Source organism: Pseudoalteromonas sp. P1-16-1b, from assembly GCF_001401785.1.
Lineage (GTDB): Bacteria > Pseudomonadota > Gammaproteobacteria > Enterobacterales > Alteromonadaceae > Pseudoalteromonas > Pseudoalteromonas undina.
The window spans coordinates 198229-223742 of sequence record NZ_LKGQ01000005.1; the positions used below are offsets into that span (position 1 = coordinate 198229).

Annotated in this window: 22 protein-coding genes; 11 read left to right on the forward strand and 11 right to left on the reverse strand. The window is 41.4% G+C overall.

Annotated elements, in window-relative coordinates; genetic code table 11:
- Positions 1-112 precede the first annotated feature (112 nt).
- On the forward strand, positions 113-1630 hold the full coding sequence (locus AN392_RS06310; RefSeq protein ID WP_055012213.1) for a leucyl aminopeptidase: 1518 nt from the start codon (positions 113-115) through the stop codon (positions 1628-1630).
- Positions 1631-1813: 183 nt separating this feature from the next.
- A complete protein-coding gene (locus AN392_RS06315) occupies positions 1814-3361 on the forward strand; it encodes a methyl-accepting chemotaxis protein (protein ID WP_055012214.1) in 1548 nt (515 codons plus the stop codon).
- Positions 3362-3410: 49 nt separating this feature from the next.
- Here the strand turns inward: AN392_RS06315 and AN392_RS06320 are convergent, their stop codons facing one another.
- From AN392_RS06320 to AN392_RS06365, 10 genes are all read right to left on the reverse strand, one after another.
- Entirely contained in the window at positions 3411-3962 is a 552-nt protein-coding gene (locus tag AN392_RS06320) for a cytochrome b (protein WP_055012229.1), read from the reverse strand.
- Positions 3963-4333: 371 nt separating this feature from the next.
- Positions 4334-4891 (reverse strand): GNAT family N-acetyltransferase, encoded by a 558-nt coding sequence (locus tag AN392_RS06325; RefSeq protein ID WP_055012215.1) that lies wholly within the window; start codon positions 4889-4891, stop codon positions 4334-4336.
- A gap of 224 nt (positions 4892-5115) precedes the next feature.
- A complete protein-coding gene (locus AN392_RS06330; RefSeq protein ID WP_055012216.1) occupies positions 5116-5607 on the reverse strand; it encodes a hypothetical protein in 492 nt (163 codons plus the stop codon).
- A 339-nt stretch (positions 5608-5946) separates the two neighbouring features.
- A complete protein-coding gene (locus tag AN392_RS06335) occupies positions 5947-6717 on the reverse strand; it encodes an SDR family oxidoreductase (protein WP_055012217.1) in 771 nt (256 codons plus the stop codon).
- Between the two features lie 9 nt (positions 6718-6726).
- A complete protein-coding gene (gene mmsB / locus AN392_RS06340; protein ID WP_013464907.1) occupies positions 6727-7626 on the reverse strand; it encodes a 3-hydroxyisobutyrate dehydrogenase in 900 nt (299 codons plus the stop codon).
- 4 nt (positions 7627-7630) lie between these two features.
- Entirely contained in the window at positions 7631-8788 is a 1158-nt protein-coding gene (locus AN392_RS06345) for an enoyl-CoA hydratase/isomerase family protein (protein WP_055012218.1), read from the reverse strand.
- On the reverse strand, positions 8788-9567 hold the full coding sequence (locus AN392_RS06350) for an enoyl-CoA hydratase (protein ID WP_055012219.1): 780 nt from the start codon (positions 9565-9567) through the stop codon (positions 8788-8790). The genes AN392_RS06345 and AN392_RS06350 overlap by 1 nt, the downstream gene beginning before the upstream one ends.
- Positions 9568-9577: 10 nt before the next feature.
- Complete coding sequence (locus tag AN392_RS06355; RefSeq protein ID WP_010389955.1) at positions 9578-10735, reverse strand: acyl-CoA dehydrogenase family protein; 1158 nt, start codon at positions 10733-10735, stop codon at positions 9578-9580.
- 119 nt (positions 10736-10854) lie between these two features.
- Positions 10855-12345: a CoA-acylating methylmalonate-semialdehyde dehydrogenase gene (locus AN392_RS06360; RefSeq protein ID WP_055012220.1), complete on the reverse strand. Its 1491-nt coding sequence runs from the start codon at positions 12343-12345 to the stop codon at positions 10855-10857.
- 72 nt (positions 12346-12417) lie between these two features.
- The gene (locus AN392_RS06365; RefSeq protein WP_055012221.1) at positions 12418-13599 is read right to left on the reverse strand and encodes a thiolase family protein; all 1182 of its coding nucleotides are present in this window, start codon (positions 13597-13599) and stop codon (positions 12418-12420) included.
- A gap of 329 nt (positions 13600-13928) precedes the next feature.
- Between AN392_RS06365 and AN392_RS06370 the strand changes: the two genes are divergently transcribed.
- From AN392_RS06370 to AN392_RS06410, 9 genes are all read left to right on the forward strand, one after another.
- Positions 13929-14363, forward strand: a complete 435-nt coding sequence (locus AN392_RS06370; RefSeq protein WP_008114692.1) for a MerR family DNA-binding transcriptional regulator — start codon at positions 13929-13931, stop codon at positions 14361-14363.
- Positions 14364-14398: 35 nt separating this feature from the next.
- Positions 14399-15574, forward strand: coding sequence for an isovaleryl-CoA dehydrogenase (locus AN392_RS06375; RefSeq protein WP_008114693.1), 1176 nt, complete (start codon positions 14399-14401; stop codon positions 15572-15574).
- A gap of 9 nt (positions 15575-15583) precedes the next feature.
- Complete coding sequence (locus AN392_RS06380) at positions 15584-17191, forward strand: carboxyl transferase domain-containing protein (RefSeq protein ID WP_010389951.1); 1608 nt, start codon at positions 15584-15586, stop codon at positions 17189-17191.
- A 12-nt stretch (positions 17192-17203) separates the two neighbouring features.
- A complete protein-coding gene (locus AN392_RS06385) occupies positions 17204-17974 on the forward strand; it encodes an enoyl-CoA hydratase/isomerase family protein (RefSeq protein ID WP_055012222.1) in 771 nt (256 codons plus the stop codon).
- Positions 17975-17982: 8 nt separating this feature from the next.
- Positions 17983-19965 (forward strand): acetyl/propionyl/methylcrotonyl-CoA carboxylase subunit alpha, encoded by a 1983-nt coding sequence (locus AN392_RS06390; RefSeq protein WP_055012223.1) that lies wholly within the window; start codon positions 17983-17985, stop codon positions 19963-19965.
- 1 nt (position 19966) lies between these two features.
- A complete protein-coding gene (locus AN392_RS06395) occupies positions 19967-20866 on the forward strand; it encodes a hydroxymethylglutaryl-CoA lyase (protein ID WP_055012224.1) in 900 nt (299 codons plus the stop codon).
- 28 nt (positions 20867-20894) lie between these two features.
- Complete coding sequence (locus AN392_RS06400) at positions 20895-21593, forward strand: CoA transferase subunit A (protein WP_008114703.1); 699 nt, start codon at positions 20895-20897, stop codon at positions 21591-21593.
- A gap of 15 nt (positions 21594-21608) precedes the next feature.
- Positions 21609-22265 carry a 3-oxoacid CoA-transferase subunit B gene (locus AN392_RS06405; RefSeq protein WP_008114705.1) on the forward strand — a complete coding sequence of 219 codons (657 nt, stop codon included), beginning with the start codon at positions 21609-21611 and terminating at the stop codon, positions 22263-22265.
- Positions 22266-22512: 247 nt separating this feature from the next.
- Positions 22513-23391, forward strand: a complete 879-nt coding sequence (locus tag AN392_RS06410; RefSeq protein ID WP_010389946.1) for a LysR family transcriptional regulator — start codon at positions 22513-22515, stop codon at positions 23389-23391.
- A 650-nt stretch (positions 23392-24041) separates the two neighbouring features.
- On the opposite strand, the gene msrA is transcribed toward AN392_RS06410, so the two are convergent.
- Positions 24042-25349, reverse strand: a complete 1308-nt coding sequence (gene msrA, locus AN392_RS06415) for a peptide-methionine (S)-S-oxide reductase MsrA (RefSeq protein ID WP_055012225.1) — start codon at positions 25347-25349, stop codon at positions 24042-24044.
- Between the last annotated feature and the right edge of the window lie 165 nt (positions 25350-25514).

Below are 25514 nucleotides of genomic sequence, written 5' to 3' on the forward strand. Positions count from 1 at the left end.
TAACAGAAAAAAGTAACTATATCGTTGTTATTTGCTGTTTCACCGTATCCTACTTAACTACAGTAGGCTAAATAAGGTAAAACACCCCTTTAAATTATTCTTAGGTTAAAAAATGAAACGTATTATAAAAGCCTCTTCAATCGCGCTTGCACTGGGTATGTGTATCAATGCACAAGCAGCAGACTTTAACTTTTCTACAAAAGTAGACAACGATGCAAACACGCTGGTTGTATTTTATAGCCAAGATGGCAGCAACAGCCAATTTAAAACACTTGATAAACAATTCGATGGCCAATTACAACGTGTTATCGATATAGAAAACTTTACTGGCGATTACGCAAAAGTCGCGCAACTTGTCGCGCCAAGTAAAAGTAACTACAGCCGTATTTTAGTTGTAGGTACAGGTAAAGCAGACGAATTAAATAAAGCAAAAGCGGCTAAGTTAGGTGGTAATATTCATGCTCGCCTAGTTAAAGCTAAAGCAGGCACAGCCAGCGTTATTTTTGATGATGTAACTGGCGCAAATGATAATGCTGCGCTTGCTGCTAATTTTGCCCACGGTGCAAACCTACGCGATCACCGTTTTGAAAACTACAAAAAAGAACCAAGCACTGAAACAGTTAGCTATACGTTTGATGTTGATAACACCAAGCAAACTCGCAAGCTTTACAGCCAATTAGAGAGTATTCAAGCCGGTGTATTTTTAGCACGCGATTTAACCTCAGAAGTGGCTACAGAAATGACACCGGTTGATTTTGCCAATGCAGCAAAAGAATTAGCGTCGTTAGGTGTTACTATCAAAGTGTTAGAGCCTAAAGAGCTAAAAGAGCTTGGCATGGGCGCATTAGAAGCTGTAGGTAGAGGTAGCCAGCAAGGTGCTCGTTTAGTGGTTGCTCATTATAAAGGCTCTGACGATGCCCCTATTGCCCTTGTTGGTAAAGGCATTACGTTCGACTCAGGTGGTTACAGCATTAAAACCGGTGCGTCTATTGCACGTATGAAATCAGACATGGCTGGTGCTGCTGCAGTGCTTGGTACTGTAAAAGCAATGGCGTTAGCTAAAGCAGATAAAAACGTGGTAGCCGTTATGGGCATGGCAGCTAATATGGTATCGCAATTTGCTGTTGCTCCAGGTGATGTTGTTCGCACTGCTGAAGGCTTAAGTGTAGAAATTTTAAATACCGATGCTGAAGGTCGTTTAGTACTAAGTGATGCAATGTGGTATGCACGTGAGCACTACAAACCAGAGATCATGATTGATGTTGCAACCTTAACGGGTTCTAAAATTCGTGCTGTTGGTAATGAATACGCAGCGGTATTCTCTGATGATGACACGCTAGTATCGCAACTTACCCTTGCAGGTAAACAAGTAAACGAAAACCTATGGCGCTTACCATTAGGTTATAAAGATATGTTGAAGTCTGACATTGCTGATATAACAAATGTAGGTTCAGGTGGCCCTGGTGCAACCACAGCCGCTACTTTCTTAGAGCATTTTGCTGGCGATACCCGTTGGGTGCATATCGATATTGCAGGTAATGCCTTAGTGAAAAAAGGTAAAGATGAGCTTTCACCAGGTGGAACGGGGTTTGGTGTTCGCTTATTAAGCGAATGGTTATTAGCTAACTAATTGTTTATTAATACTAATAAAAGCGCCAAAGTAGGTTTACTACTTTGGCGCTTTTTGTACGAAAACAGTTTTATAGAGCTCAATACATCACTTTTAATAAATCCTTAAAAGTGTGTTTATTATTTGATTTTGTTTGATTTATAATCAAAGATAGAAGGAACAATTAGTAACGAGGTCAAAGGAATGAAAATAACCTACCTGCTCTACAGCATTTTTTATTTAAGCATTTGTTTTCTTTTCTATTTTGAACAGCTCTCCACCATTGCTGCAGCAATTATAGTGCTGTTATCTGCAATTTTTTATATAAAACCAGCAAAATCTGAATCAGCAAATAACAATTCGTCACTAGGTGCCGTGCAGTCGTTCAATAACAAAATTGCACAAAACATTACCAAAGCCACCTCAAAAAATGCCATAGGCGCAGCTGAAGTGTCATTTTATGTTGATAGCTTATCTAAAGAAATAGACGCTTGTTATAACGAGAGTGAAACTGTCGGGCGTGCCACACACGAGCTTTCACAAAATAGTACTGAACTCAGTGACAGCATGACCACTATTAATCAAGCAATGGTACAAACAGCGCAAGCCTCAAGCTCTGCCGATAGCCGCTTACAAACGGCCACCAGCCAAATTGATTCGTTATCAGGCTCTATAGATAAAGTGGCCCAGCAATTAGATTTATTATTAAAAAGTGCCAGTGATATACAAAGCATTACCCAAGTTATTCAAAACATTGCAGAGCAAACCAATCTACTTGCTTTAAATGCAGCCATAGAGGCCGCTCGTGCAGGTGAGCAAGGTCGTGGTTTTGCGGTTGTTGCCGACGAAGTGCGTAACCTTGCAAATAAAACCAATGAAGCAACCAAACAAATTGCTGACATGCTCACAGACATTAACGCCAACAGTATAAAAACCAATGAAGATATGAAGCAGGTTTCACAGCAAAGTATTTCTGTAAAATCAGAGCTTGAAAACGTGACTCAATCCTTTTTAACAATTAACCAAGATATTGGTGCCTCATCTACCGCGCTTGATAGTATGCATCAGTCTGTTTCTGCATTTCAGCATGCAACCACACAAATAAATAGCTCAGTCACTAGCATCAGTAGTTTATTGGGCGAAGTTACTAAAAAAGGCAGTACAATTTCTCAGCAAGCGTCTTCTTTATCGCTGGGATCAGAATCAATATTTAGAGAGCTTGAAAACATAGAGTATGACGCATTCTTTAAACCAATCCTGATATCGGCTAAACACGCCAGTAAAGCAATTGGCGAATGTTTTGAGGGTTGGATCCAAAGCGGAAAAATAACCCAGCAACAACTTTTTTCGCAAAACTATAAACCCATCGAGAATACTAATCCAACCAAGTACACAACCGATTACGATAAACTTACAGATCAATCACTGCCGGCTATTCAAGAACCAATTCTGGAAAATAAAGACATAATTTTTGCAGGAGCCGTTGATACTAAGGGCTACTTTCCTACTCATAACAAACGCTATAGCCAAGCCCTAACCGGTAACTTTGAAAAAGATTTAGTAAACAACCGTACTAAACGTATTTTTAATGACCCGACAGGAATTCGCTGTGGTAGCCACACCGAAAGCTTTTTATTACAAACCTATAAACGTGATACCGGTGAAATACTGCATGACCTCTCGGTGCCAATTTATGTAAACGGTAAACATTGGGGCGGGTTTAGAATTGGGTTTAAAAGTACAAATCATTAATTAATATAAAAAGGGAGACACATGGTCTCCCTTTCTATATGTGATGTGTTTATTTTTTAGAAAACAGCATACGTTTAAAGGTGTTATCAGCCAAAATGTAATGATGAAATAATGCAGCCGCCGCATGTAAGCCTATTACGTAATAACCAACTTCGCCCGCTGTTTCGTGTATTTCTTTAATGGTTTTACCCAGCTCTTTGTTTTCACTTGCCAATGGAGGCAACTCTAAACCAAAAAATGGCACAGGTTTACCTGCTAAACTCAAAATTAACCAACCAGCTATAGGCATAGCAAGCATAAACACATACAGCGCAGTATGAACAAATGTAGCTAACTTATTTTGCCATTTCGCAGGCTCAGGTTGTATAGCAGGTGCTGCACCACCCACTAAACGCGCAACTAACCTCACACTAACTAAAGCTAGCACCGATAAACCCAACATAAAGTGCCACATTTTAAAGGCATCACGGGTTTCGGTACCCTTTTCAAATAATTCACGAAGTTCAATACTGCCGTACACAGTGACAATTAAAATAAACATCAACCAGTGCAAGGCTATAGAGAGTGTATTGTAATGAGAATCTGTATTTTTAAAATTCATAATACCTCCTAATAAACGCATTAAAGTTAAAAGCCACTTATGCGTATGAGTATACATTTACAGGCTAACCTTTAATCACTCACTGTTTAATGATCTAAAACATAAAATGAGTTACTAATTCAGTTCAATGGTTTAATGATTCTAGAATTCAAGTATTAGTTACAATAACTGAGCAAGCTTAAAATAAACTTAAATAGTAGGCATAAAAAAACGGCAACCTTAAGTTACCGTTTTAAACAATTAACGTGTTTTAAAAATAATAAACAGCAGCAAATGAAAGAGTATCGAGAACGACGAGTGATTTATACTAGCCAAAGCTTGAAGAATTGACTCTTATGATGCCTAAAGTCAAGATTTGCCCCTTTTGCTTGTTATATTTCACGGTACTCGGACTGAATTAAACCAAAGCATTTAAGGTCGTGAAACTGGTTTTTCCAGTAACCACTTTGGCGTCTTACACCTTCCTCTTTGAAACCAACCTTTAGAAGTAGTGATTCAGATGCTAAGTTCCCCAGAACAGTATCCCCTTGTATTCGGTTAAGTTTACCGCAAGACAGTTCACCTAAAAATGCAGCTTTAACTATTCGATGGACTGCTTCAGTGGCCAAACCCATGCCCCAATACTGAGGCAATAAATCATACCCAAGTACGGCATTTTTCATTTTTGGACTCCAAGTATTAAAGCCACAAGTTCCGATAAATTTATCTGTTTCTTTTAGGCGAATAGCCCAACGAATACCAGAGTTTTCATTAAAGCGAGAGTTAAAGAACTCTATTAAGTTGCTCGCTTGTGATAGTTCAGTGAAAACTTCCAGATCATAGTATTCGACAACTGAATCGTCAGAGAATAACTCAAATAAGCTATTTGAGTCTTCTTTGCATAATTTATCTAACCTTAAGCGATTTGTCTCTAAAACTGGAAATGACAACCTGAATCCTCCTTGAAATATAACGCCTCAAACACTGGCGCAGCTTTGCTGCGTCCGAGTGCTTTGATTTGTTATGTTCTATTTTTCCACGATTTACCAAATGCCAGCTTATCTGAGCCAAGAGCTAAGAACTCATTGTCTTTTATCAACTTTTGGGTTTTCTCTTTAAATCGATTAATCTTGTCTATCGAAATAAATACCTGTTTTTCAGTAGAAGAATATTCCTAAAAAATATCCTCAATTGCATGATCTTCTATATTTGATAACACTATCAAATCATGAATCAAAGCTGGCAGATACGTATTCTCCAAAAAACTCATATCCAAGGAAACCATGTTTGCATACGCCTTACCTGTCCCTGAATCTTCATTATGATCAAAGTCATATCTGGTCTCAGACAATTTAATCTTAGGTGAAACCGGATTTCCTTTATAAAATTTATTGATGTATTTTGACATGGCGTTATTCAAATCATTTTCAATAACAGTAAGCGACTTAGTATAACTTTCAACAATCTGGCCGGCAATCTCACCAACTTTATCATCAATTGTTGATTTTATTTCACGAAACCTAAGCTGATCGCGAATATCTTTCTCTTCTGATGATAGTTCAAGCATTTTATCAACTAAACCAGAAGGCTTTCCGACAACCCTTGCAGACTCAAATAATTTAATACCTTTTAAATTGCCGCTACGTGCGGCTTCTCGAATATTCATCAAACAACATAACAGCTTATTGAACACCACTTTGGGGGGTTATAAAACTCCAAAACGGCGTATATTACATTGCTCAATAATTCCACTAAACAACTTCAATGTAAACAAGTTATTACGCAAGTTCTAAATTATCGTTGTTAAAATACACCAAAACGACTTTTAATAATGTTATTAGATAAAACATCATCAACTGTCTATATACACAGTATCTTTTTAAGTTAAATATCGTTTATGAAATCTCTGTTTCTAATCATGATTAAATTATCAAGCTGCGATTTAAAACAAAAAAAGCACAGCCCAAAGGGCTGTGCTTTCAATAATTAAATTAGAGCTGACAAGTTATAAACGTATGCCGCCGTCTATCTCTACTACACGGCCAGTGAAAAAGTCGTTTTCGATAATATACTGAGCAGTATGGGCTATTTCAGCGGTTTCACCTAAGCGCCCTACTGGAGTTACTGCTAGCATGCGCTGTTTAGCTTCTGGCTTCATAACATCTGTCATGGCGGTGCTAATAACACCCGGGGCAATGGCGCCAACGCGAATACCAAAACGGCCAAGCTCTTTAGCCCATGTAGTGGTTAATGCCACAACACCCGCTTTTGAGGCGGCATAGTTAGTTTGGCCAATATTACCCGCACGCGCTACGCTCGACATGTTTACAATTACGCCGCCTTTGCCTGATTCAATCATGTGGCTTGCAGATTCGCGCCCTGCCAAAAATACGCCTGTTAGGTTAACGTCTATCACTGATTGAAATTGATCAAGCGACATCTTTTTAACCACTTTGCCGTCTTTGGCTTTTATAAACATGCCATCGCGTAAAATGCCGGCGTTATTAATTAATACCCCAATATGACCAAAGTCACTGTTAATAGTATTAAAAACGTCTTCAACTTCACTCTCAACGGTTACATTAGCGCTGTAGCCTTTAATAGTGCCTGTTACGCCAGCTAATGCAGATAGTTGCTCGGTTGCTTCATTTAATTGGGCTTGCGCCATATCAATTAAGGCAATATTAGCGCCCATTAAGGCAAACTTTTGCGCCATAGCAAAGCCTAACCCTTGTGCGCCACCGGTAATAACTACGGTATTATTTTTTATTTCCACAATACTTTCCTACTTCGAAAACAATTTAAAAATGGCACTAAAATCATCACTGCCTGCACCTTGGTGCTGCATCATAGTGTATAAATTTTTAGCCATTGAGCCCATTGGCGTCAGTGAATTACTTTGTTGCGCTGCTTCCATAGCAAGGCCTAAGTCTTTAGCCATTAAATCGACCATAAAGCCAGGTTTATAGTCGTTACTAGCTGGTGCGGTTTCCATAACGCCTGGGCAGGGGTTATAAAGTTCTAACGTCCAGTTTCGACCCGAGCTTGCGCTCATTATGTCGCTGAGTACTTTTGCGTCGAGGCCGTTATTAATGCCCATTTGAATGGCTTCACTGGTACCTGCCATTAAAATACTCAACAGCATATTGTTGCATATTTTGGCAACTTGCCCTGCACCAATATCACCAGCATGGAATATGTTTTTACCCATATCGACTAATACAGTATTGGCTTTATCGAATGCAGCTTGCTCACCACCCACAATAAAGGTCAGCGTGCCCGCTGTTGCCCCTGCTACACCACCCGATACAGGTGCATCAACAAACGCAATACCTTGCTCGCTTAGGGCATGGCCTACATCACGAGCCGATTGCGCATCTATGGTTGAACAATCAATCACTAAGGTACTTTTACTCAGTACTTTAATTAAACCCGATTGCTCGTCTGTGCCTAAATAAAGTGATTTAACATGTTTGCTTGCCGGTAGCATGCTAATTAGCACATCAGCCTCGTGCGCACAGTCACTTGCGCTTTGCGCCGCACTAGCCCCATGATTAACAAGTTCTTTAACGGCCTCTGCACTTAAGTCAAAAACGCGCACACTGTGGCCTGCTTTAACTAAGTTTGCTGCCATTGGGCCGCCCATGTTTCCTAAACCAATAAATCCTATATTAAGTTTACTCATCGCTTTACCCTTGTAAATTTAGTTGTGAAAAGTACGGCTCTAACGGATGTTGCTCGCCAAAGCGATTTGCAAAAAAGCTCTCTACTACTTCGCTTGGCACATCTTTAAGAGTGTTAAATTGCCACTGTGGCGAACCGTCTTTATCGATTAGTAAGGCACGTACACCTTCTTGAAACTCGCCCACTTCGCCAGCACGAACCGACATGCCCAATTCCATTTTAAAACACTCAGCTAAGTTTTTGCCTTTGCTGTGTTTAAGCTGCTCACTCACTAAAGCACAACTTAATGGACAACCATGCGCCAACGATTTTTGTGCACGTTGTAGCCATTTGTCATCTGTGGTTAGGTTTAAAATGTAATCTACCTGCTGCTGTAACGTGTCAAACTCGCCTAACTTTTGAATTAGCGATAAGTTGGCTTTTAAATTGCCTTTAGGCATACGGCTAGAGTTGTTATCTAACTCAATAAGCAAGTTACTTAGCTTGTCGTGGTTTAAACTTGCTGTTTTACCCCATTTAGTATTGAGTAACGCTTCAACAAGCTCTGGGTATTTATCGGCATTTACAAAGTGATCGGCAAGCGATACAAGCTTAGCGTCTTCACAATTTATTGATGCCGAGGTCAGCCCTAAAAACAAACCAACATGAGCAGGCATTTTATGTAAAAAATAACTGCCACCTACATCAGGGTAAAGACCAATGGTTTGCTCTGGCATGGCAATGCGTGATGTTTCGGTAACAACACGATGACTGGCACCGGCCATTAAACCTAAACCGCCGCCCATTACAATACCGTTACCCCAGACTAAAATGGGTTTGTTGTAGCAATGAATTAGGTAATCCAGCTGATACTCTTGAGTAAAAAACTCTTCAACCAATGAGCTCGGTTTACCCTCACTCATTGCTTTGTGTAAGCTCACTACATCGCCACCGGCACAAAATGCTTTTTCACCTGCGCCTTTAAGAACCACTAATGCAATGTTATCGTCTTTGTCCCATTGCTGTAGTTGTGGCTCGAGTAAGCTGATCATCTCAAAATTTAACGCGTTTAATGACTTAGGCGCGTTAAGCGTTGCAAAACCAATGAGTCGGCCATTGTCTGTGGTTGCCGTTTCAAATACCACGGCAGCATCAGCTGAATTTAAACGGGTTAATTCACTCATTAGCCATTCACCCAATTAGCTTTACGCTTTTCTAAAAAGGCGTTCACGCCCTCTTGCTGATCTTCGGTATCAAATAAACCAACAAACAGTTCACGCTCCAGTGGTAATGCATTTGCCATAGGCTGATGACGCCCTTTTTGAATCAATGTTTTACATGCAGCAACCGACGATGGGCTTTGCTCTGCCACTTGGTTTGCCAGTTTTAGTGCTGCAGCAAAGCTTTCACCTTGTGCAACTACTTCTTCCACTAAGCCAATTTGCAGCGCTTTATCGGCTTCTAAGCGTTCACCGCATAAAATCATGCGTTTTGCCCAGCCTTCACCCACTAGCCATGCTAAGTTTTGCGTTCCACCAGCACAGGGTAATAAACCCACTTTTGCTTCAGGCAATGCCATTTGTGCTTGCTCTTCGGCAATACGAATATCACAAGCAAGCGCTACTTCAAGCCCGCCCCCCATTGCATAGCCATTAATGGCTGCAACCGACACGCCTCTAAAATTAGTTAGCGCTTCAAACGCTTCACCGAATACACATGACATATCTGCAGCGACACCTTTATCGCCACTGGCAAATACATTTAGGTCGGCACCGGCGCTAAAAAACTTCTCGCCTTCACCAGTCAGTACTAATGCATAAATATTTTTATTGGTGTTGAGCTGATTAACTGTGTCTTTAAGCGCCACTAAGGTGTCTTTCGTCCAGGTATTCGCTGGCGGATTCGACATAGTTAAAATAGCTACATGGCCTTCAATAGTTAACTCAATGCTAGGATTCGACATACTAATCTCCTTATAAAACTTCGCTGGCTGATTCGGCTAAGATACGACGCGCAATAATCACGCGCATAATTTCGTTAGTGCCTTCTAGAATTTGATGAACACGTACATCGCGTACATGGCGTTCAAGTGGATATTCTTTTATGTAACCGTAGCCCCCATGAATTTGCAGCGCATCGTTACATACAGTAAAACCAACATCGGTTGCAAAGCGTTTAGCCATCGCACAATAAGTGGTTTTTTCACTGTCGTTAGTATCAAGTTTAAACGCAGCGAGTCGAACCATTTGGCGCGCTGCTACAAGCTCGGTATTCATATCGGCAATTTTAAATTGTAGCGCTTGAAATGCTGCCAATGGCTTACCAAATTGGGTACGCTCTTTTAAATACTCTCGTGCGGTATTAAGTGCCGCTTGTGCAGTACCAATAGAACAAGTTGCAATATTAATACGGCCGCCATCTAAACCTTGCATGGCAAACTTAAAGCCTTCGCCTTCTTGGCCTAACAAGTTTGCTGCTGGAATTCGTACATCTTCAAAACTGATTAAGCGTGTTGGCTGGGCATTCCAACCCATTTTTTCTTCTGCTTTGCCGTACTCAATACCTTTGGCATCTGCTGGTACAACAAACGCTGAAATGCCACTTGGGCCATCAGCCCCTGTACGTGCCATTACCACTAAAATTTCTGTTTCACCGGCGCCTGAAATAAACATTTTTGAGCCGTTAATAACATACTCATCGCCATCACGAACTGCTTTAGTTTTTAATGACGCAGCATCAGAGCCAGAGCCTGGCTCAGTTAAACAGTACGATGCCAGTAATTCACCCATTACCAATTGCTCAACGTATTTGTCTTTTACTGCATCGGTGCCAAAGCTTGCGATCATCCAGGTTGCCATATTATGAATGGTCAGCATAGCCGTGGTAGCTGTACAACCCAGTGCAAGTTGCTCAAAAATAATGCTTGAATCTAAACGAGATAAACCTAAGCCACCGGCTTCTTCTGGCGTGTATAAGCCACAAAAGCCAAGCTCACCAGCGGCTTTAATGGTGTCTTTTGGGAAAATATGTTCGCGATCCCACTTAGCTGCATGTGGTGCTAGTTCAGATTCTGCGAATTGACGCGCCGTTTGCGCAAAAGCTTGTTGATCTTCAGATAAGTTAAAGTCCATGGTAGACCTCTTGTTGTGTTTTGTTTGTTGTCGGTGCATCCCATCAAGGGAGTTATTAGTGAGGAGCGACAACACTGTGTGTTGTGCCCCTCTTTTTTATTAATTATGCGGTTAAAATGTTACTTAAGATTAATACTCATATTTGGGCCTGAAGCGATATCATCTTCAAACCAGCGTGAGGTAATGGTTTTAGTTTCTGTGTAAAAACGAATACCTTGTTTACCATACGTGTGAGTATCACCGTAGAATGAGCCTTTCCAACCCGTGAACGAGAAAAATGGTAAAGGCACAGGAATTGGCACATTAATCCCCACTTGACCCACTTCAATTTCGTGTTGGAATTTACGTGCAACCGCACCACTTGAGGTAAATAGTGAGGTACCATTGCCGTAAGGGCTTTCGTTAATAAGCGCAATGGCTTCTTCAAGGGTATCAACAAACATACACGCCAATACTGGGCCAAAAATCTCTTCTTTATACAAGTTCATATCTTTGGTTACATCAGTAAATAACGTAGGACCTACCCAGTTACCTTGCTCGTAACCTTCAACGGTAAAATCAGAGCCATCAATTAAACAGGTAGCGCCTTGTGCTTTACCATCGGCAATCAGTGATAAAATACGTGCTTTTGCAGCAGGCGATGTTTGTGGGCCATAAGCCGCGTCTGCATCATCCCAAACACCTGGGCGTACACCTTCAAAGCCTGCTTTAATTTCATCAACCCAGTCTTTTGCTTGACCAACAAATACCGCCACAGAAATACCCATACAGCGCTGACCTGCCGCACCTACAGAGGCACCCACAAGGTTATTAACAACATGCGATTTACTCGCATCAGGCATAATTACCATGTGGTTTTTTGCGCCAACACAGGCTTGAACACGTTTTAAGTTTTGTGTGCCTTTAGAGTAAATGTATGCACCTACACCACATGAACCCACAAATGAAATAGCACGAACGGCTTTGTCTTCTAATAAGCGGTCAACTTGTGGTTTTGTACCGTGCACAACTTGTAACACACCTTTTGGTGCACCGGCTTCAATAAATAGCTCAGCTAAGCGCATAGGAGTAAGTGGATCTTGCTCAGACGGTTTTAAAATAAAGGTGTTACCACACACAATTGCCAGTGGAAACATCCACAATGGGATCATTGCCGGAAAGTTAAATGGCGTAATACCTGCACACACACCCAGTGGTTGCATGTAAGAATACGTATCGATTTTGCGCGCAACGTTTTCCATGGTTTCACCCATCATTAACGACGGCGCATTAGCAGCTTGTTCAACTACCTCAATACCACGCCACACATCACCTTTTGCATCTTCAAACGTTTTGCCTAGCTCATGACAAATAATAGTGGCTAGTTCATCATGGTTTTCTTTTAATAGCGCCGCGTATTTCATCATAATGCGCGCACGCTCAGTAATAGGCACATCTTTCCATGTTTTAAATGTTTCGCTTGCTGATGCAATCGCCGCATCCATCTCTGCGTCTGTAGCGCATGGCACTTGCGCGAGCACTTCTTGATTAGCTGGGTTTACAACATCAATTAATTCATTTGACGTTGACTGAACGAACTCGCCGTTAATTAGTAAAGGTACTTGGTGCATAATAAATCCTATTGAGTCAATTTAATTGCCGCAGCGCTGTGATTGTTATAGTTGCTGCGGCTTTGTTATCAGTTAAAGTGCTTCGACTGCCATAGCAACGGCTTCACCGCCACCTATACACAAAGAGGCAACGCCTTTTTTGAGGCCTCGGTTTTTAAGCGCATGAATAAGCGTTACTAAAATACGTGCGCCACTAGCACCAATTGGGTGACCTAGTGCACACGCACCACCATTGACGTTTACTTTGCTTTCATCGAGCTTTAATTCGTTAATAGCCAGCATAGTGACCATGGCAAACGCTTCATTAATTTCCCATAAATCAACATCGGCGGTTGTCCAGCCAGCTTTTTCAAGAACGCTGTTCATTGCGCCCACTGGAGCTACGGTAAATTCACTTGGTTTTTGAGAGTGAGTACTGTGAGCAACAATTCTACAAAGTGGTGTTAAACCCTCAGCTTTTGCTTTTGATTCGCTCATTAGTATTAGCGCAGCACCACCATCTGAAATAGACGATGAATTAGCGGCAGTAATAGTGCCGTCTTTTTTAAATGCAGCTCTTAAGCTTGGAATTTTTTCAGGGCGTGCGTTGCCAGGTTGCTCATCAATTGAAACAGTGACATCGCCTTTACGCGTTTTAATAGTGTGCGGAGTAATTTCGCTATCAAACCACCCATTGTCTATGGCTGCGTTTGCTTTACTTAATGAACCCAGTGCAAACGTATCCATTTGCTCACGACCAATACCATATTCATCGGCTGTGTCTTGAGCAAAGCATCCCATTGCTTTATTGTCGTAGGCGTCTTCTAGGCCATCACTCATCATGTGATCTTTAATTTCGCCATGTCCCATACGCATACCGCCACGGGCTTTAGGAATAAAGTAAGGTGCATTGGTCATGCTTTCCATACCACCAGCGATTGCTGATTCAATAGAACCTGCTTTAATAAGGTCATTCGCTAACATCGCTGCTTTTAATCCAGAGCCACATACTTTATTAATAGTGGTAGCGCCGGTGCTTAGTGCAAGCCCCGCTTTAAGCATTGCTTGACGCGCAGGTGCTTGGCCTAAACCGGCTGGCAATACGCAGCCCATAATTACTTCATCAATTGCATCATTGCTTAAACCCGTTTGAGCAAGTGCACCTGCAATGGCCGTAGCACCTAATTCGGTAGACTGCGCATCACTTAGTGCGCCCATAAATCCACCCATTGGGGTGCGTTTTGCTGCTACAATTACAACGCTTTCGAAAGACATAAAAGGCTCCATTTTCAATTAACGCAAACATGTTTTATTATGTTTAGCTTAATGTTTAAACTAATCTGATAAATACGAGCATACATAAAATTTACGTTTACGCCAACGTAAATCTAAAATCAACTTTCTAATTAGTGTAAAAACTGTAAAGTTAGCTTGCTAAAAATTTATTACATACTGTCTAACTGGCTTATAACGTTTATAAACACTCAACTTCTGCTGCATTTCCGCTTTTATTTTATACGTCTAAAGTATAACAACCAGATCGCACTTTACCTTTACGTAAACTTCACTTATATTGGAGTTATTCGAATGAGGTAAACATTACAATGAAATCAGATAATCAAACAAACTTTGCAAATTCAGCCAACGAGCCGGCTAAAAACGAACAAACTTTTAGCATTAGTGAATTGGCTAAAGAATTTGATATTACCACCCGCTCTATCCGTTTTTACGAAGACCAAGGGTTAATATCACCAGAGCGCAATGGTCAAACACGTATTTACTCAAAGCGCGACAAGGTACGCCTTAAGCTAATACTGCGCGGTAAACGTTTAGGTTTCACCTTAGCGGAAACAGGTCGTTTGTTTGAACTGTATGATGCTGATAAATCAAGTGCAAAACAGTTAGTCACTATGCTTGACCTTATCAGTGAGAAAAAAGCCGATCTTTCACAACAGATGGATGACATTAAAGTGGTTCTTATGGAACTGGTCACCGCTGAACGTCGCTGTCGCGACACGCTTAGCAAAATAGATGAATAAAATATAACAACGTCATCAACACACAGGAATTAATCATGAGCACTATTTCACTATATAAAGAAATGAACTTTGGCCTTGGCGAAACTGCAGATATGATCCGCAGTCACGTAAACAGCTTTGCCAGTCAAGAAATTGCCCCACTAGCTGAAAAAACTGACCTTGATAATGCGTTCCCCAATGAACTTTGGCCGCAAATGGGTGAAATGGGCGTGCTTGGCATGACCGTGGATGAAGAATTTGGTGGTGCTGGCTTAGGTTATTTAGAGCACGTTATTGCCATGGAAGAAATTAGCCGTGCAAGTGCCTCTATTGGTTTAAGTTACGGTGCGCATTCAAACCTGTGTGTTAATCAAATAAACCGTAATGGTTCACAAGCACAAAAAGAAAAATACTTACCTAAACTTATTAGTGGTGAGCACATTGGTGCACTGGCTATGAGTGAGCCTAATGCGGGCTCTGATGTTGTTTCTATGAAACTCAAAGCAGAGAAAAAAGGCGATAAATACATTTTAAACGGTAATAAAATGTGGATCACTAATGGCCCAGACGCTGATACGTTGGTGATTTATGCAAAAACAGATTTAAACGCCGGCGCTAAAGGGATTACAGCCTTTATTGTAGAAAAAACATTTCCTGGTTTTTCAACCGCACAAAAGCTCGACAAACTCGGCATGCGTGGCTCAAATACCTGTGAATTGGTATTTGAAAACTGTGAAGTACCCGAAGAAAATATTTTAGGTAACTTAAACGAAGGCGTTAAGGTACTTATGAGTGGCCTTGATTATGAGCGTGTTGTTTTAGCGGCCGGCCCACTTGGCATAATGCAAGCGTGTATGGATATTGTGGTGCCTTACATCCATGAGCGTAAGCAATTTGACAGCCCTATTGGTCAATTTCAGTTAATACAAGGCAAAATTGCTGATATGTATACACAAATGAACGCAGCTCGCTCATATGTGTACACAGTAGCAAAAGCATGTGATCGCGGCGAAACCACCCGTAAAGACGCTGCTGGCGCAATTTTATATGCTGCTGAGCTTGCAACTAAAATGGCATTAGACGCAATTCAAATTTTAGGCGGTAATGGTTATATAAATGAATACGCAACAGGTCGCTTGCTGCGTGATGCAAAATTATATGAAATTGGTGCAGGCACCTCAGAAATACGCCGTATGTTAATTGGTCGCGAATTATTCACTGAAAGCCGCTAAGGATTAGTTATGACGATTTTAAAATCGAGCGTTAATCCGCATGATCCAAATTTTGTGCAAAATCACAACAACATGTCGGCGCTAGTGGATGATTTACGTAGTAAAGCAGCAACAATACGTTTAGGCGGTGGTGCTGCTTTAAAAGAGCGCCATGAAGGCCGCGGTAAATTGTTTGTCCGCGACCGTATTACCACTTTGCTAGATGAAGGCTCGCCATTTTTAGAAATATCGCAATTTGCTGCCTTTGGCGTTTATGAACAAGATATTCCTTGTGCCGGTGTGGTTGCAGGTATTGGTCGCGTTAAAGGCGTTGAATGTATGGTGATTGCTAATGATGCGACAGTAAAAGGCGGCACCTATTTCCCGCTGACTGTTAAAAAGCATTTACGCGCTCAAGACATCGCCGAACGTTGTCATTTACCGTGTATTTATTTAGTTGACTCAGGTGGCGCAAACTTACCTGAGCAAGACGACGTATTCCCTGACAAACTGCATTTTGGTCGTATTTTTTATAATCAAGCGCGTATGTCGGGTAAAGGCATTCCACAAATTGCTGTGGTTATGGGGTTATGTACTGCAGGTGGTGCGTATGTTCCTGCTATGGCCGATGAAAGTATTATTGTAAAAGAGCAAGGCACTATCTTTTTAGCTGGTCCGCCGCTGGTAAAAGCTGCCACCGGTGAAGTAGTTACTGCAGAAGAGCTTGGTGGCGCCGATGTACACTGTAAAACATCAGGTGTGGCCGATCATTACGCAGAAAATGATGCTCATGCCTTGTCGATTGCTCGCCAATGTATTGAACGAATTAACTATTCGCGCCCTACCTCACCATTACTAGAAGAAGTAAAAGCCCCTCGTTATGATATTAACGAACTTTACGGCATTGTCGGTACTGATCTCAAAAAGCCATTTGATGTCCGTGAGGTCATTGCACGTACTGTCGATGACTCATCGTTTGATGAATTTAAACGCTACTTTGGTGAAACACTGGTAACAGGTTTTGCCAGCATTTATGGTCATCCCGTAGGCATAGTGGCCAACAACGGTATTTTATTTAGTGAGTCAGCGCAAAAAGGCGCACACTTTATTCAATTATGCGCTCAGCGCAACATTCCACTGGTATTTTTACAAAACATCACTGGCTTTATGGTCGGTAAAAAATACGAGTCTGAGGGCATTGCTAAGCACGGGGCTAAAATGGTAATGGCGGTATCGTGTGCCGATGTACCCAAATTTACTATTTTAATCGGTGGCTCATACGGTGCAGGTAACTATGGTATGTGTGGCCGAGCGTTTGAACCGACCATGATGTGGATGTGGCCAAATGCCCGTATTTCGGTTATGGGTGGCGAACAAGCCGCTGGTGTAATGGCGCAAGTAAAACAAGATGGTTTAGCCCGCAAAGGCGAAAGCATGAGCGAGCAACAAATTAGCGATTTTAAAAAGCCAATCATCGATCAATACGAACAGCAAGGTCACCCTTATTATGCCAGTGCCCGTTTATGGGATGATGGCATTATTGACCCGGCCGATACACGCAATGTTCTTGGGCTTGCACTTAGCGCAGCTAAAAATGCCCCTGAGCGTGAATCGAAATTTGGCGTATTTAGAATGTAATGGGAGCTTAAAATGTCAGTAACACTACAAATAACAAAATCTAATGTGGCTGTACTTGTTTTAAGTCGCCCAGAAAAACGTAATGCCTTTAATAGCGACGTTATCCATGAGCTCATTCAATGTATTGAACATGCTAATACCCTCGATATTCGTGCCCTTGTATTAAAAACTGAGGGTAAACACTTTTCAGCCGGTGCCGATTTAGCCTGGATGAAATCGATGGCAGATAACAACTATAACGATAATTTGGCCGATTCAATGCAGCTGGCTAAGCTAATGCAAGTATTAGCACAAAGCCCACACCCTACTATTTGTGCGGTACAAGGCGCAGCATTTGGTGGCGCATTGGGATTAATTGCTTGCTGTGATATTGCGCTCAGCAAAGATGACGCCCAATTTTGTTTAAGTGAAGTTAAATTAGGCTTAATTCCTGCTGTTATTAGCCCTTATGTAATAAAAGCTATTGGTGAGCGCGCTGCTCGTCGTTACTTTTTAACGGCTGAAGTATTTGATGCGCATACGGCCAAACAGCTGGGGCTAGTTCACCAAATTACAGGGAATTTAGACTGTGCACTGGATAACCTATTACAAACGCTGATAGATAATGGCCCGGTAGCGGTTAAAGCAGCTAAAGCGCTTATTAATGATGTGGCAAACAAAGAAATCGATAACGAAATAATTTCGCTCACTGCAGAACGTATAGCCAAAATTCGTGTATCAGACGAAGGTCAAGAAGGTCTAACTGCCTTTTTTGAAAAACGCCCTCCCCAATGGCAACTCTAGGACGCATTATGAACACAGTACACTTACAAAAAATTCTGATTGCTAATCGCGGAGAGATTGCTTGTCGTATTATGCGAACAGCAAAGCAAATGGGCTTGACCACGGTTGCGGTTTATTCAGATGCAGATAAAAACGCTCAACATGTAAAAATGGCTGATGAAGCCTACCATATTGGTGCAGCGCCGAGTAAAGACTCATACCTAGTTGCAGATAAAATACTAAACGTTGCCAAAATGAGTGGCGCCGATTGTATTCACCCTGGTTATGGATTTTTATCTGAAAACAGCGAATTTGCTAATGTTTGTGAAGCCAATAACATTGCCTTTATTGGGCCACCAGCAAGCAGCATAGAAGCTATGGGTTCTAAAACCCGTGCAAAAGAAATTATGGCAGCCGCTAATGTTCCTTTGGTGCCAGGTTATTATGGCGATAAACAAGACCCTAGCTTTTTACAAGCTGAGGCTGAAAAAATTGGCTACCCTGTGCTTATCAAAGCGGCCTTTGGTGGCGGTGGTAAAGGCATGCGTATTGTTTCAAAAGCCAGTGAGTTTATAAGCGCATTAGAAGGCGCTAAACGTGAAGCTATTGCCGGTTTTGGTAATGATCTGGTTTTGCTTGAGCGTTATGTTGACCAACCACGCCATGTTGAAGTACAAGTATTTGCTGATAACTATGGCAACTGTGTGTATTTAGGTGATCGTGATTGTTCATTGCAGCGTCGGCATCAAAAAGTGATTGAAGAAGCGCCTGCCCCCGGTTTATCAGACTCATTGCGAAAAGAAATGGGCGAAGCCGCGGTACGATGTGCCCTAGCAATTGACTACCGAGGCGCTGGCACTGTGGAATTTTTACTCTGTGGTGATGAGTTCTTTTTCATGGAAATGAATACTCGCTTGCAAGTAGAGCACCCAGTGAGTGAAATGGTCACCGGCGTTGATTTAGTTAATTGGCAAATTAATGTAGCCAGTGGTTTAGCGTTACCTTTAGCGCAAGCAGATATTCAGCTACAAGGCCACAGCTTTGAAGCACGTATTTATGCTGAAGATCCAAGTAATGACTTTATTCCGTGCTCTGGCACTATTGAGGCACTATATACGCCCGCTAACAGTGAATATGTACGTATTGATACTGGTATTGCCCAAGGTGATGAAATAAGCCCGTATTACGATCCAATGATTGCCAAACTTATTGTTCATGATGATAACCGAGACCAAGCACTTTCGCGTTTACAACAAGCATTAACACAATTTCATTTAGCCGGATTTAGCACTAATATCAGCTTTTTGTATAATTTAGCGATTCATCCACGCTTTAAACAAGGTGCCCCAAGCACCCACTTTATTGCAGAGCAAGGTGAAGCGTTAGTTACTATTGACCCGTCTTTATTACAAACTAGCCGCTTAATTGCAGGTTTTGCGTATTTAGCATCACTTGGTAGTAATACAAGTAGTGCAAATCCATGGCAACAATTACATGGGTTTAGTTTAAATGCGCCGCAGCAAGTTAACATTCCATTTAGCGATACCCCCTTAAGCGCAATAAAAACCGCGCAGGGCTATAGCATGACCATTAATGACAACACCTTTGAAGTGCAAGGTGAGTTAACTAATGGCTACTGCAACGTATCGATTAATGGCGCTAAACACACTGCGCATGTTAACCACGTTGATAATGCCATTACTGTAATGAACCAAGCACTGCAAACTAAGTTTGAATGTGTTGATAAACATTTCATCAGCTCACATGAAAATGAGGCATTACCCCTTGCTGCGCCACTTAATGGTACTGTAGTTAAACACTTGTTAGAGGTGGGAAGCACCATTAATAAAGGCGATGCAGTGGTTATAATTGAAGCAATGAAAATGGAATACACGCTTAATGCCCCACATGATGGCGTATTAAAAAGTTACTGTTTTGCTGAGGGTGAACTGGTAAGCCATGGCGCTTTACTGGCCATAGTTGAAGACACAACAGCAGAGGAACCCGCTTAATATGAGTTCATTATTACCTAAAACAGTGCGCATTGTTGAAGTGGGCGCCAGAGATGGACTTCAAAATGAAGCCGCTGTAGAAACTGCTGATAAAATAACGCTTATTAACGCACTCGCCGCTGCAGGCATAAAAGACATAGAAGCTGGTGCGTTTGTCTCACCTAAATGGGTGCCACAAATGGCAGACTCTAGTGAAGTAATAAGCGCACTTAATTTACCTGAGGTTAATCTCAGTGCCCTTACCCCTAATTTAAAAGGGGCAGAGGCAGCTCATGCTGTAGGTATTAAAGAATTTGCAATATTTACCGCAGCGAGCGAAGCATTTTGCCAAAAAAATATTAACTGCTCTATTGAGCAAAGTTTGGCGCGTTTTAGTGAAGTTATGGCTTTTGCAAAGGCGCATAACATTCGCGTGCGCGGTTATGTAAGTTGTGTGTTAGGTTGCCCGTATGAGGGAGATGTTGACCCTCATACTGTACTGGCTGTTGCTGCTAAACTCTTAAAAATGGGCTGTTATGAAATTAGCCTAGGTGACACCATAGGTGTTGGCACACCCGCTAAAGTAATAGAGCTACTTACATTGCTACTTAAACATATTGATAAATCTAAACTTGCTGTACATTTTCATGACACATACGGGCAAGCGCTCACAAATATTTACGCTGCTCTAAACCTTGGTATAGCAACGGTTGACAGTGCTGTTGCCGGCCTTGGTGGCTGCCCATATGCCAAAGGCGCGTCAGGAAATGTTGCCACCGAAGATGTTGTATACTTACTGCAAGGGCTTGGCATTGAGCATGGAATTGATTTACAAAGGCTTGCTGAGGCAGGTTGGCAAATTACGAGTGCACTGAACAAACAACCTGCTAGCAAGGTTTCTGCAGCATTACACGCACAATAATTATATAGCACAGAATGAGGAGTCACTCATGGCCGGTTTTGATAAAGTAGTTTCTAGTTATGAAGCTGCAATGGAAGGTTTAAAAGACGGCGATACAATAATAGCCGGTGGTTTTGGCTTATGTGGTATCCCTGAGGGTCTAATTGCCCAAATTAAAAAAATGCAAACTAAAGAATTAACCGTTGTTTCCAATAACTGTGGTGTTGATGACTTTGGTTTAGGGCTGTTACTGCACGACAAGCAAATTAAAAAGGTAGTCGCCTCATACGTTGGCGAAAATGCCTTGTTTGAACAGCAACTACTAAGTGGCGAGATTGATGTAGAACTTACGCCACAAGGTACTCTTGCTGAAAAAATGCGTGCTGGTGGTGCAGGAATACCTGCTTTTTACACAGCCACAGGTTACGGCACACCGGTTGCTGAGGGTAAAGAAGTAAAAGAGTTTAATGGTCGCCCTTATATTTTAGAAGAGTCAATTACCGGTGAATTCGCTATTGTAAAAGCATGGAAAGCGGATCGCTACGGCAACTTAGTATTTCGTCATACAGCCATGAACTTCAATCCAATGGCGGCTACTGCGGGTAAAATTACCGTTGCAGAAGTAGAGGAAATTGTTGAGCCAGGCGAACTTGAGCCAAGCCAAATACATACGCCAGGAATTTTTGTTAACCGCGTTATAAAAGGTAACTTTGAAAAACGCATTGAACGTGTTACCACACGAGATTAAGCAGGAGCACTAACAATGGCATTATCACGTGAACAAGTCGCAATGCGCGTAGCTCAAGAGTTACAAGATGGGTTTTATGTTAATTTGGGCATTGGTATTCCGACACTCGTCGCAAACTATGTACCCGATGGCATAGAAGTTATGCTACAGTCCGAAAATGGTCTTTTAGGCATGGGCGAATACCCTACTAAAGCCACTGTTGATGCGGATATGATCAACGCGGGTAAAGAAACCGTGACGGCAGCTACCGGTGCAGCTATATTTAATAGTGCAGATAGTTTTGCCATGATACGTGGTGGTCATGTAGACTTAACCGTTCTGGGTGCGTTTGAGGTAGACCAAAACGGTTCTATAGCCTCATGGATGATCCCTAAAAAATTAATTAAAGGCATGGGCGGAGCGATGGATTTAGTCGCAGGTGCAAAAAACATTATTGTTACCATGACCCATGCCAGCAAACACGGCGACTCTAAGTTACTAGAAAGCTGTACGTTACCGCTAACGGGCGTTAACTGTGTTAAAAAAATAGTTACTGATTTAGCCGTTCTAGAAGTAAAAGACGGCGCATTTCATTTACTAGAGCGCGCACCAGGCGTATCAGTTGATGAAATTATTAGCAAAACGGCAGGTAAATTGCTAGTTAATGGTGATATTCCTGAGATGGTGTTTTAAACCACTCATAATTTCACCCTGTACCGACCTCATTCCCAGTGCCAATGGCGCTGAGTTACCCAAAATCCCTCGTAAGAGGGATTTTTTTTGCCTATATTTTAGTTTTTGCACTATAGTGACAATTTAACGCACCACTTAGGTGAATTCGACCTAATAAAATAAATAAATTGCTGATATAGTTAGCTTTTATTTTTGGTTTAATTATTGCCTATTACTAGGCGATTGAAATAACTTTATACTGGATACCATGCAAACACCTATTCGCGGCCTTCGCTCTTTTTGTTTTGCCGCAAAAAGCTTAAGTTTTAAACATGCTGCTAAAGAGCTTTACTTAACGCCCTCGGCTGTAAGCCACCAAATTAAACAGCTAGAAGAGCAGCTAGGCATTGATTTATTTCAAAGACAAACTCGCTCTATTAGTTTAACGCCTGCAGGTAAAAACTTTTTTGAAGCAATTTATCCAATTATAAATATGCTAGAGAGCACCATTAATGAATTTAGTCAGTTACAACAAAATGTAAACTTAACCATTACCCTGCCCGAATTTTTTGCCAGTGAATTGTTAATGCCTAAGCTCAGTGAATGGACCAGCGAGCACCCTAATATTAATTTACACATGGATACCCTCAAAACACGCAAAGAGCTGACTCGCCAAAGTGATTTATCTATAATTTTATCTTCAAGTAAACCGCTTGATGGACTGGCTACTGAGTTATTTAATTTAGAATATATTCCAGCGTGTAATAAAAAACTGCTTGAACAATGGCAAAACGATCATTGCCAAGCGCTTAATCAAGTGCCGCTTATTGTGCATAAAGCACGCCCTTGGGCTTGGCATCAGTGGGCAGAAAAAGTTGGGATTGATGACTTTTCACCAACACAAATTATTCAAATAGATAGTATGTTTGGTGTAGCAAGAGCGGCGCAACAAGGAATGGGGATTGCACTTATTCCTCTACCAATTAGCCAAAGCTGGCTGGATGAGCAATGGCTTTATAAACTGTTTGAACAACCCCTTACCACCAAAGATAAATACTACTTGGTACAACACGGCTCTAGTACGGCAAACCACCCGCTCGACTTGTTTGCCAAGTGGGTAATTAACACCTTTAGACAAACAAAGTGACTATTAATAAAACGCCCTTTTATGGGCGTTTTATTATTTACGACCTTTTTAAAATATTTTTTTCGTGTCTCACACAAACCACTAAAAATAAAATATAACCAGCATTATCAACTACTTGAGCAACTCCTTATTGACTGGATTTATAGATTAGTTTTTTTCACTTATTAGTTTTGTTTTTATCGCTTGTCGAAATTGAGTAAAAGCTCTAAAGTTAACTCAACAAATCAGCAACGACCAAAAATAATAAAACGCGTTACTGAAACCAAATTTAATTAGTTTGTAACAACGAGCTAGTAAAAAAGAATCTTTATTGTGTGTGAAGATGTTGTCAGTGTAAAAAACAGCTCAAGTTCGGTGGTGACTTAGCTTGGGTTGTTTTTATTTTGCGCTTACACCCGCCAATAAATATAAGAATCTTTATTGTGTGTGAAGATGTTGTCAGTGTAAAAAGCAACTCAAGTTCGGTGGTGACTGAGCTTGAGTTGTTTTTATTTACATTCACATCAGCAACAATAATTCAGCATTAGTTATTACTAATAAAACCCCCCGAATCTTTATTGTGTGTGAAGATGTTGTCAATTGAAATGCAGCGACCTTTTTTAAGTATCGCTGCTTTTTTTTGCTTAAAAATTGCCTATTTGCTAATTAGCTTAAACATCATCTGATCTGTTTATTTCATCGCGAGCAACAAATTCTAATACAGTGGCATTAATACAATATCTATCTTGACCATTTGGCCCTTCACCCGGGAATAAATGCCCTAAATGAATCCCGGTACTTTTAGATTTAAGCTCAATACGTTGCATTCCCCAACTGTTATCTTCATGCTGCGTTACGCTGTCTTTTACAGGGTGTGTAAACGACAACCAGCCAGTACCCGAATTAAATCTGTCGCGGGTATCAAACAAGGGTTCACCACTGAGTTTATCGATAAAAATGCCATCGGGGGTGTTTTTAAAAATAGCGTATTCTTTGCAATATGGGCTGTCGGTTTTAGCGTTAAACGCTACTTTATAAGCTTCACTGTCACCGAGTTTAAATGCACCTAGCGCTTTATAAAACAGCTCGGCATCCATATAACCTTGGCGAGAATACACTTCTACTCCATCTTCTAAAAATAGTATGGTGGGTGTAGCCCAGGTAGCCGATTTGATGGTTAAGCCATTTAGCTGATCAGCATGGCGAAATGTCATTGGTATTGTGCCTTTGTAGTCATTGGCTACCGCCGCTTTAAACTTTTCACAGTAAGGGCAGTAATCACGAGAGTCTAAAATAACAATTTGTTTGCCAGTCAACAATGCAGTGTTATCAACCTGCTGCTTTTCGTCTTGACTAAAAACAACACCGGTTGAATGATCTGGGCAATAGCCGTTTGGATTTTTTTCAAGATAATTTTGATGATACTCTTCTGCAGAGTAAAAGCGCTCAAGTGGCTTAATTTGTGTAGCAATTGTTCCATAACCTGCTTTGGTGAGTAACTGCTGATACTGCTGTGTTACCGCAAGCGCGGTGTTTGCTTGCTCGTCACTTGTAGTTAAAATAATAGAGCGATATTGAGTGCCTACATCATTACCTTGGCGGTTCTTTTGAGTCGGATCGTGGCTTTCGTAATAATTTTGCAGCAGCTCTTTTGCCGAAATAATATTGCTATTAAATGTAACCTGCACCACTTCAGCGTAGTTATCTTCATCAAAGCGACGCGATAGCTTAGTTATATTTCTGTAGGTTGGTTTGAACCCATGCCCATCGGCATAACCCGACTCTGCATCTAGTACCCCATTAAGTGCTTCATAGCGTTTTTCTGCCCCCCAAAAACAACCCGAGCCAAGCACTAGCTTTTCTACATGCATGGTGGCATTTAAATCACTGGGTTTAGTTACTTCGTCTGAAGAAATTGCGCTCATCGTACTTAGTAATCCCGACATAGCAAATGTAGCTAATATTAACCCCTTAAACATACGATTACCTCTTAGTTTTAGTTACTCTAGGGTCTGTTGACCTTCCAAGGTTAAATTTGCAGCAGTCTGTTTGGTGTTTAGGCAAGGCAGAGCCTATGTGGTGTGGTTATTCCCCATAAATAGGCGATAACGCAGCATCAATGCCAAACAGGCGCTGCCCGAAGG

Excerpts from the sequence above, each read along its gene's own strand:
- AN392_RS06360 (WP_055012220.1), bottom strand. The coding sequence starts at position 12,345 with ATGCACCAAGTACCTTTACTAATTAACGGCGAGTTCGTTCAGTCAACG.
- AN392_RS06320 (WP_055012229.1), bottom strand. The coding sequence starts at position 3,962 with ATGAATTTTAAAAATACAGATTCTCATTACAATACACTCTCTATAGCC.
- AN392_RS06355 (WP_010389955.1), bottom strand. The coding sequence starts at position 10,735 with ATGGACTTTAACTTATCTGAAGATCAACAAGCTTTTGCGCAAACGGCG.
- AN392_RS06395 (WP_055012224.1), top strand. The coding sequence starts at position 19,967 with ATGAGTTCATTATTACCTAAAACAGTGCGCATTGTTGAAGTGGGCGCC.
- AN392_RS06385 (WP_055012222.1), top strand. The coding sequence starts at position 17,204 with ATGTCAGTAACACTACAAATAACAAAATCTAATGTGGCTGTACTTGTT.
- mmsB (WP_013464907.1), bottom strand. The coding sequence starts at position 7,626 with ATGAGTAAACTTAATATAGGATTTATTGGTTTAGGAAACATGGGCGGC.
- AN392_RS06310 (WP_055012213.1), top strand. The coding sequence starts at position 113 with ATGAAACGTATTATAAAAGCCTCTTCAATCGCGCTTGCACTGGGTATG.
- AN392_RS06350 (WP_055012219.1), bottom strand. The coding sequence starts at position 9,567 with ATGTCGAATCCTAGCATTGAGTTAACTATTGAAGGCCATGTAGCTATT.
- AN392_RS06375 (WP_008114693.1), top strand. The coding sequence starts at position 14,399 with ATGAGCACTATTTCACTATATAAAGAAATGAACTTTGGCCTTGGCGAA.
- AN392_RS06380 (WP_010389951.1), top strand. The coding sequence starts at position 15,584 with ATGACGATTTTAAAATCGAGCGTTAATCCGCATGATCCAAATTTTGTG.
- msrA (WP_055012225.1), bottom strand. The coding sequence starts at position 25,349 with ATGTTTAAGGGGTTAATATTAGCTACATTTGCTATGTCGGGATTACTA.
- AN392_RS06410 (WP_010389946.1), top strand. The coding sequence starts at position 22,513 with ATGCAAACACCTATTCGCGGCCTTCGCTCTTTTTGTTTTGCCGCAAAA.
- AN392_RS06370 (WP_008114692.1), top strand. The coding sequence starts at position 13,929 with ATGAAATCAGATAATCAAACAAACTTTGCAAATTCAGCCAACGAGCCG.
- AN392_RS06315 (WP_055012214.1), top strand. The coding sequence starts at position 1,814 with ATGAAAATAACCTACCTGCTCTACAGCATTTTTTATTTAAGCATTTGT.
- AN392_RS06330 (WP_055012216.1), bottom strand. The coding sequence starts at position 5,607 with ATGAATATTCGAGAAGCCGCACGTAGCGGCAATTTAAAAGGTATTAAA.
- AN392_RS06345 (WP_055012218.1), bottom strand. The coding sequence starts at position 8,788 with ATGAGTGAATTAACCCGTTTAAATTCAGCTGATGCTGCCGTGGTATTT.
- AN392_RS06400 (WP_008114703.1), top strand. The coding sequence starts at position 20,895 with ATGGCCGGTTTTGATAAAGTAGTTTCTAGTTATGAAGCTGCAATGGAA.
- AN392_RS06405 (WP_008114705.1), top strand. The coding sequence starts at position 21,609 with ATGGCATTATCACGTGAACAAGTCGCAATGCGCGTAGCTCAAGAGTTA.
- AN392_RS06365 (WP_055012221.1), bottom strand. The coding sequence starts at position 13,599 with ATGTCTTTCGAAAGCGTTGTAATTGTAGCAGCAAAACGCACCCCAATG.
- AN392_RS06390 (WP_055012223.1), top strand. The coding sequence starts at position 17,983 with ATGAACACAGTACACTTACAAAAAATTCTGATTGCTAATCGCGGAGAG.